The organism is Cupriavidus mimosae (assembly GCF_023952485.1).
GTDB lineage: Bacteria > Pseudomonadota > Gammaproteobacteria > Burkholderiales > Burkholderiaceae > Cupriavidus > Cupriavidus taiwanensis_C.
Genome location: NZ_JALHRY010000041.1, coordinates 1 through 6907 on the forward strand (window position 1 = coordinate 1; position 6907 = coordinate 6907).

Consider the following 6907-nt stretch of genomic DNA (forward strand, 5'->3'; position numbering starts at 1 on the left):
GACCTCGTCAGCGAATTCCATATGGGCCAGCAGGCCTTAAGGCCTGCAACAAACGGGCCGGACATAAGCGTGCTGCCTCTACCTGTCGACCACCATGTCAAATCGAGCTTGCTATCCGGGAGGCGTCCACATAAGCACTTCCCTAGCGCTTGACCAACGCAACGAGATAGATGCACGGGTTGTTGCCAGGATTGATGAAGGTGCATGGTGCGGGAGGACCGAGTTGCAGACAGTCGCCGACTTCTAGCTCATGTACCAGTTGACCTTCCTCAAACACCAGGGTCCCTTGCTGTACCCAGATCTGCTGGTGCTGGAAGATGAAGGCCGATGACGGGTAAGAAATCCGAACATTGGCTGGAAGCATGATTTCCACGAGTTCCAGCATGCCACCATTGCGCGGCGACACCGCGCGTCGGGTATAGCCAGTCTCGGGATCGGTCCAGACTTGCTGATCGGCGGCACGGCAAAGGCGATTGCCAAACTGTTCGGCCAGTGCCAGCAACATCGAGAGCTGCAGGCCAAAGGCTCCGGAGAGCCGACCCAGGACTGTTGCGGTCGGACTCGCTTCACCACGCTCGATCTTGCTGATCATGGCCTTTGACACGCCGGCGCGCTCAGCGAGTTCGCCCATTGACCAGCCTCGCGATTCGCGCTCGATGCGCACGCGCGCTGAAATCGCGCCTGTTGGGTCCACAGGCGACCGGGTGGAAGAGGAGGAGGTATCAATCATGGCCGCCATTATACCGACCTCGCGATCGCGTCCTTCTGTCCTAGGTTGCAAATCGGCCTCGCCAAGTGTGGCGGTTAAACACTGGGGCTATTTGGTGTTCTATCGTCCTCTATAGTAAACCTATTCGGCTTTCCCTGCACAAGCTGGCTCTGCTTCTGTCAAGTGAGGGTTCCTCCCCAGATTCGGTCATCTGTTCTGCAACAAATCCCTGAGCATTGCACTAATGCTAACCCCCCGCCGAACGTCGGAAGACTTTGGTTTCACGCATGTCCTGAGCCGTTCGACAAACAACTATTGTGGATTTCAGCACCCATCGTATGACTGTACCGCCATGTCATTTCGTTGGCATCCGGTACTGAGTGGCGCTTGCAACTCGCTACTTCGCTATGCGACTCCGTTGCACGGACGGCGCGTCAGTCGTAAGAGATCAACGCCTCTCGGGGCGTCCCTATGGCTGAGTGGCGAAATTTAAGCAGCTCGCGAATCTCGATCTTCAGCAAAACCACTGCGCTACGGCTGATGAAGTGACCCGCAGCATACGGCGGCATCCATCGATGCCGCATACCCCTGCATGAGAGCTTCCTCCGTGTTGGGGCCGTCGTCAGCCGGTTGATTGATTGCCTTCTCAAATACTGCAATTTCCGTGGCGCCCGTAAGTTGTATGTCGATACACCTATCGAATCCGAGTCGATGACCCGCCTTCATCATCATCGCTGGCGTGGCCCATTTGACTTTCACGCTTCTCGCTCAGCGCGCTTTCCAAGTCCCTGGACGAAATGTCCCGAGCGAGGCGTTGTTGGTCGTCAAGGCAACGTCAATCGTGCACGAAAGCAGTTGCTCAGATCGCGCCGAAAGAACTGAATGCTTAAAACATACAGAACGCCGGATCTCGCGCGCGCTTCCGCGTGAATGCCATTACAATGATCCTACAGTTCCATGGGTGATGGTGAGGTTCCGTATCGAATCGCCTGATCGGCTACACTCAGAGGTCACGGGCTCTTTCGCACGCCAGTGCATTTTCTCAAAAGGGAATGTGAGGGACTCAGTGCCATCATTCGTTAAAGTCGGCGACGCCCAATCTCGATGAGATACTCATTGCCACATCGCGTACGGGTTTCGCAAAAGTTTCCGAATAGCGAGACGTGGGCATTGTAAGTGTGACGGCGCCAGCGAGTTCTCTTGCAGCATTGAAAACAGGAGCTGATATGCCGCTGAGCACCGGTACGCGATCTCCGACTAGCATAGCAATGCCATCTTTACGAATCCGATCGTAGATTTCCCCTTGCGCACCGGAATAGGCCAGCAATACGCGGCCGCCAGCGCCGCGATCAATTGGGAGAATCTCACCCGCCCGTATATGATCGCGAACCAGCTGTGGGGAGTCAACTCGATAGAGGCAGAGACGGAACTCCTTTTGTCGTACATAAAATGCAGCGCTCTCCTTGGTTTTTTCTGTGAGTTCACGCAGCGCCGGCATAACGATTTCTTCGAGCGAAAATGACGACGCGTAGATTGCATAAAGACGCGCGATTTGTGGGCCGAGGCAGTAGGTTCCATCTGTTTTACGTTGAACATAGTCCTTGTGTTGCAAGGAGGCTAGCAACCTCAGTACGGTGCTTTTATATAGCCTTGTCTGTTTCGCTATCTCAGTCAGTGAGAGCGAAGCAAATTGTGGTGTGAACACGTCAAGCAAGGACAAAGCGCGGTCCACACTTGAGGCACCTCCGGGCGCAGAATTTTGGTCAGAAATTGATGTGTTTTGTGGCTTGCGTGGCATCGTTGGATAAAGAGAGATACAGCTGTTGACCTCGTAAAGGCGGTACCTTAAACTGAATCAAGTCGTCATCATTACATACGGAAAAAACTTGCCGTGTCAACAAAATGACGCTCTTATTTAGGTAGAAGGGTGGTGGCGCCATGGCTTGAGGCTATCTGTCGACACGCACTCAGCAAATTTCGTGCTCACCTTCATGAGCGAAGAAGCTAAGCGCTGGAGCGAGCTTGCAAAGGAACCTACAAAATGTGTGGCAACGATCTTGAAGGGAATCGCTGATCAATGAGGTTTGCGGTTGATGTTTTACACGCCGTGGCTTTTCTTGCTTGCATTCTGCAGACTTGTGGGCCGATGGCCTCACTATGGACGCGCGTAGGGCCCTTCAGGCTGCATTCGGTACTTAGCACCAAAGGAAAGCCGGAACGGATTCTGGTAAGCCTGACTGGAGCGATCCCGACAAATCTCACATTTTGTCCGACAGCGCTGGCGGAGGTGCCGTAAATCTTTTGTGACTGAGTCGGAAACTGGACTGACCCTTCGGGATCACACCGTGAACTGACGTAGCTTCCTCAAAGGGTTACGATCGCTCCATGATCAAGCTTTGCCAGCCGTTCGGGCGTTGGAGGTGTTGATTCCTAAAGCCTTTGCAGACTGGGGGCATTGTTTAACAGGTTCCCGCCGGCACCGACCAGAAAACAATTGCAGATGGGAACGAGGTCATTAAGCGCCAATCGATGGCAATCATCCGCGTCGGGTGATGTGCTTGACGCATGAATGCGAGCAAAAGCAAGAATTGAGTCGACGCACTTGCGGTGCTGTGGACCATAGCAAGGCGCTGTCGAATAATGGAAATGTAATACCGACCCAATGCTCATTAAAAAAGGAGAGTTTGGATTCAAATGAAACGCTATAAATTGTTCATCGACGGCCGTTACGTCGATCCAGTAAGACTGGAGTGGTTCGATACGGTCAACCCGTACACCGGCGAGGTATGGGCACGCATCCCTAGAGCTACAAAGGAAGACGTTGATATCGCGGTAGCGGCAGCTTCGCGTGCCCTGAAGGCGGGACCTTGGGCGATGATGACAGCCACGGCGCGCGGCAAACTAATGCGACGTCTCGGTGATCTGGTCCTTGAAAACGCCCAGCGCCTGGCAGAAACTGAGGTACGGGACAATGGCAAGGTGATGACTGAGGTGCTGAACCAGCTTCGGTCGCAGTCGGAGTGGTGGTGGTACTTCAGCGGCCTAGCTGACAAGATAGAAGGCGCTGTTGTTCCTTTGGATAGGTCCGATGCCTTTGCTTTTACGACCCACGAGCCAGTTGGCGTGGTCGGTGCCTTGACGGCCTGGAACTCGCCTTTGCTTTTCGTAGCGATGAAATGCGCGCCCGCCTTGGCAGCAGGCTGCACCGTGGTCCTGAAGCCATCAGAATTTGCTTCGGCGAGCACACTGGAGTTCATGGAGTTAACCCAGCACGCCGGCTTCCCGAGTGGAGTATTCAACGTTGTCACTGGATTTGGTCCGGAGACCGGGGCTGCGTTGGTGGAACATCCTGACGTCGCCAAGGTGAGTTTTACTGGATCGGATGCCACCGGGGCAAAGGTATACGCGGCTGCTGCAAAGTCTATGAAACGGGTTTCAATGGAATTAGGTGGCAAGTCGCCCAATATTGTGTTCGAAGACTGCGACTTCGCACAGGCAGTAAGTGGAGTTGTGTCGGGGATCTTTGCAGCGACCGGTCAAGCTTGTGTGGCAGGGTCCCGCTTGCTGGTGCAGAATAGTATCAAGGACCTTTTCGTCGATCAACTTGTCAGCATGGTTGCATTGGCGCGAATCGGTGATCCAAACGCACCGGAGAATAGCATCGGTCCTCTAGCAACACCGGAGCAGTATAAAAAGGTTTTGCGGTACATCGACATCGCCAAGTCAGAAGGTGCTCGCTGTGTAATAGGAGGTGAGGCTATGCGGGATCTCTCTGGTGGGCAGTTTGTACAGCCCACCGTTTTTATCGACGTAAAGAGCGACATGCGCATCGCGCAAGAAGAGGTATTCGGCCCCGTGCTCTCGGTCATGGGCTTCGATGACGAAGCGGACGCAGTGAGGATCGCCAATGATGTTATTTATGGGCTCGCCGCCGGAGTATGGACAGCTGATATCTCCAAGGCGCTTCGTGTTTCAAAGGCGCTCAGGGTCGGCACAGTGTGGATTAACGCCTATCGCGCGATGAGCTTCAACCTCCCTTTCGGTGGCATGAAGCAATCCGGTATTGGCCGTGAGAACGGTATCGAAGCTGTGCGCGAGTTCCTCGAGACCAAAAGTGTCTGGGTTTCAACTAAGGCAGGGACGCCGGCTAAGAAAGTCAGCGCAAATATGCAGTAGCAAATTGGCCCCGCAGTAGGAAATTGGCCTATACATAGGGAATGAGGGTAAGATAAAGGGAGAAAACAAAAATATCGATTTTTTTGTTGATCGTTTAGGTGACGCGATATTTTTTCATTTTGAAGCTAATGGTAAACTCTAACAGGGCCATCACGAAGCTGAATCATGACCACAAACGCTTTTACCCGCCAGCAATTAGGCAGCTATTTTGCGTCTTTTCTCGGCATGGAAGGAGGAAACCCGTCCGCTGCAGTTTGGTTTTGCAATTATTCGCCGAGAAGGGGCTGCATATCGCTAGTCTCGCCTCTGATGCCGAAGCTTGAATGTCCAGCTTGGGACGCCGCCTTTCGAGCTCAGCATGCAACGGCGATAGTCCGGTGGCAGACACATCAGCGGATCGCTCGTATTATGTCAGCTGCTCGTCAAATGGTGCTGTTTGGCGACGAAGATGGTGGTGACTGGAAGAAATATCTTTCAGATCTTCTGTACCGACCGCAAGGCTGGGAATTCATGCTCAGCCTATTTCCGCTCCCAATTCGTACAGACGATGGCCAGAGCTGGAGGCGACGCTTTAGCATGCAACCTGAACTCACTTCGAAAGTCGCTTACATGTCTCTTTGCCGTGATGGAGGACGCTTTCGCTTCATCGAGGCGTTACGTCGGCGCGAGCAGCCGAAGGTGGTGGTGTGTCTAGGCGAGCGTCATGAAGATGATTATGTGCATGCCTTCGGTATGCGCGGGCTTTCATATAAAGAGCACACTCTGAAGCCGGCGGACCAGGTCCGAATACTTCATGTCTACGACGACACAGGCACGCAGCTCGTGCTTTGCCCTGCATTAGCCGGTTCCGCTGGTATGTGCTCTGATGCCCTTCTGAAGGCACTGGGAGGATACATTAGCCAATGGCTGGCGAAGGAGGATTTTGAGATGTGACGTACAGATGTATAAGGAAATCATTGCTGACACGCCTAGCTTCACGACCAACCAAAGGCCAATGCGCGGTTAGGCATAGACCAATTCAAAATGAGCCAGATATTCCGACTAAGCATGCCGCTATATTAGCTGTAAGCCTGTTCCGTTCTCCGGGGGTAACCCAATTATTAGGCCAATCGATCGCGACAAACTGATGGGAAATTTTTTCATCATCATGACGAACATTAGTCGTTGCGGCTAGCTAGTCTGTCTTCCATCTATTCATTTTCCGTGTGAGGCAAAAAAATGATATCGAAGCGACGCATGCTTCGATAGTGCACGGCAGGTTTTCTTCAAAATCGGGGCGGATGAGGGGAGTTGGAATGAACCGCCCATCTAACGCTAAGCCAAAGCCTCGAAGGCAAAAGGGGCTCTCGCTTGATCGGCGGCGTCGCTGTGCCAGAGTGAGAACTGGATCCAACACTCAAGGTGGAGGAGAGTACGCGTACCCGGCAGAGCAACCAAATGCCGGGGCTGCTGGGGTGAGGCTTGCACTTCGGTACGCTGTCCTTCCGGGCCAAGAGCGCTGGGCCGTAGTTCGCTCGCGTCGTACCGCTCTTGCTGACACGGCGCTGGAGCGGCAAGTCCGTGCGCTTGGCGAATTCGATGAATAGAAGATCCTACTGGTTGCGCGTGACCTACATAGTGGCTAAGGTCTGATCCGGCCGCGCAGATTGTGGACCAGATGTCCGGCTTGGGCCCTATTACCGCTACTGCCTTGGTCGCACCATTCTCTGCCCAGCCACTCGCACAGGCAGGGCATTCGCCGCAAGCCTGCGGCTATTCCGGCACAGACCGGCACGGCGGTCATGTATCGCTTGGGCACATCAGCAAGCGCGCGGCAACGCTTCTGCGACGACAGGTGGTCAACGCAGGACAAACGATGCTCACGCGCACCAGATATCCTTAGGCACGGGCACTGCCCATGCTGCAGCGGCGCCTCAAGGACGTCGTGGTGGCACTGGCCTACAAGATTGCCGAAAAGCTTTACTGGCCCATGGGCGCCAATGGCCTGAGTTGGGGGCGTCGCCCGCCTTCACCAGCTCTTAA

The 6907-nt window shown here is 54.0% G+C and carries 5 protein-coding genes; 3 read left to right on the forward strand and 2 right to left on the reverse strand.

The features are described 5' to 3' along the window. Nucleotides 1-142: 142 nt before the first annotated feature. Together MKD50_RS29730 and MKD50_RS29735 are read right to left on the reverse strand one after the other, a co-directional pair. On the reverse strand, nt 143-730 hold the full coding sequence (locus MKD50_RS29730; RefSeq protein ID WP_012354721.1) for a helix-turn-helix domain-containing protein: 588 nt from the start codon (nt 728-730) through the stop codon (nt 143-145). Nucleotides 731-1781: 1051 nt separating this feature from the next. Further along, complete coding sequence (locus MKD50_RS29735; RefSeq protein WP_012354720.1) at nt 1782-2507, reverse strand: IclR family transcriptional regulator; 726 nt, start codon at nt 2505-2507, stop codon at nt 1782-1784. 896 nt (nt 2508-3403) lie between these two features. On the opposite strand from MKD50_RS29735, the gene MKD50_RS29740 reads away from it, so the two are divergent. From MKD50_RS29740 to MKD50_RS30795, 3 genes are all read left to right on the forward strand, one after another. Continuing rightward, complete coding sequence (locus tag MKD50_RS29740) at nt 3404-4885, forward strand: aldehyde dehydrogenase (protein WP_012354718.1); 1482 nt, start codon at nt 3404-3406, stop codon at nt 4883-4885. Nucleotides 4886-5050: 165 nt separating this feature from the next. After that, nucleotides 5051-5818: a hypothetical protein gene (locus MKD50_RS29745; RefSeq protein WP_012354717.1), complete on the forward strand. Its 768-nt coding sequence runs from the start codon at nt 5051-5053 to the stop codon at nt 5816-5818. Nucleotides 5819-6533: 715 nt separating this feature from the next. After that, a complete protein-coding gene (locus MKD50_RS30795) occupies nt 6534-6767 on the forward strand; it encodes a transposase (RefSeq protein ID WP_012354716.1) in 234 nt (77 codons plus the stop codon). Nucleotides 6768-6907: the final 140 nt, after the last annotated feature.

Bases quoted from the DNA above. Each gene is read 5' to 3' on its own strand.
- MKD50_RS29730 (WP_012354721.1), bottom strand. From the start codon at position 730: ATGATTGATACCTCCTCCTCTTCCACCCGGTCGCCTGTGGACCCAACA.
- MKD50_RS29735 (WP_012354720.1), bottom strand. From the start codon at position 2,507: ATGCCACGCAAGCCACAAAACACATCAATTTCTGACCAAAATTCTGCG.
- MKD50_RS29740 (WP_012354718.1), top strand. From the start codon at position 3,404: ATGAAACGCTATAAATTGTTCATCGACGGCCGTTACGTCGATCCAGTA.
- MKD50_RS29745 (WP_012354717.1), top strand. From the start codon at position 5,051: ATGACCACAAACGCTTTTACCCGCCAGCAATTAGGCAGCTATTTTGCG.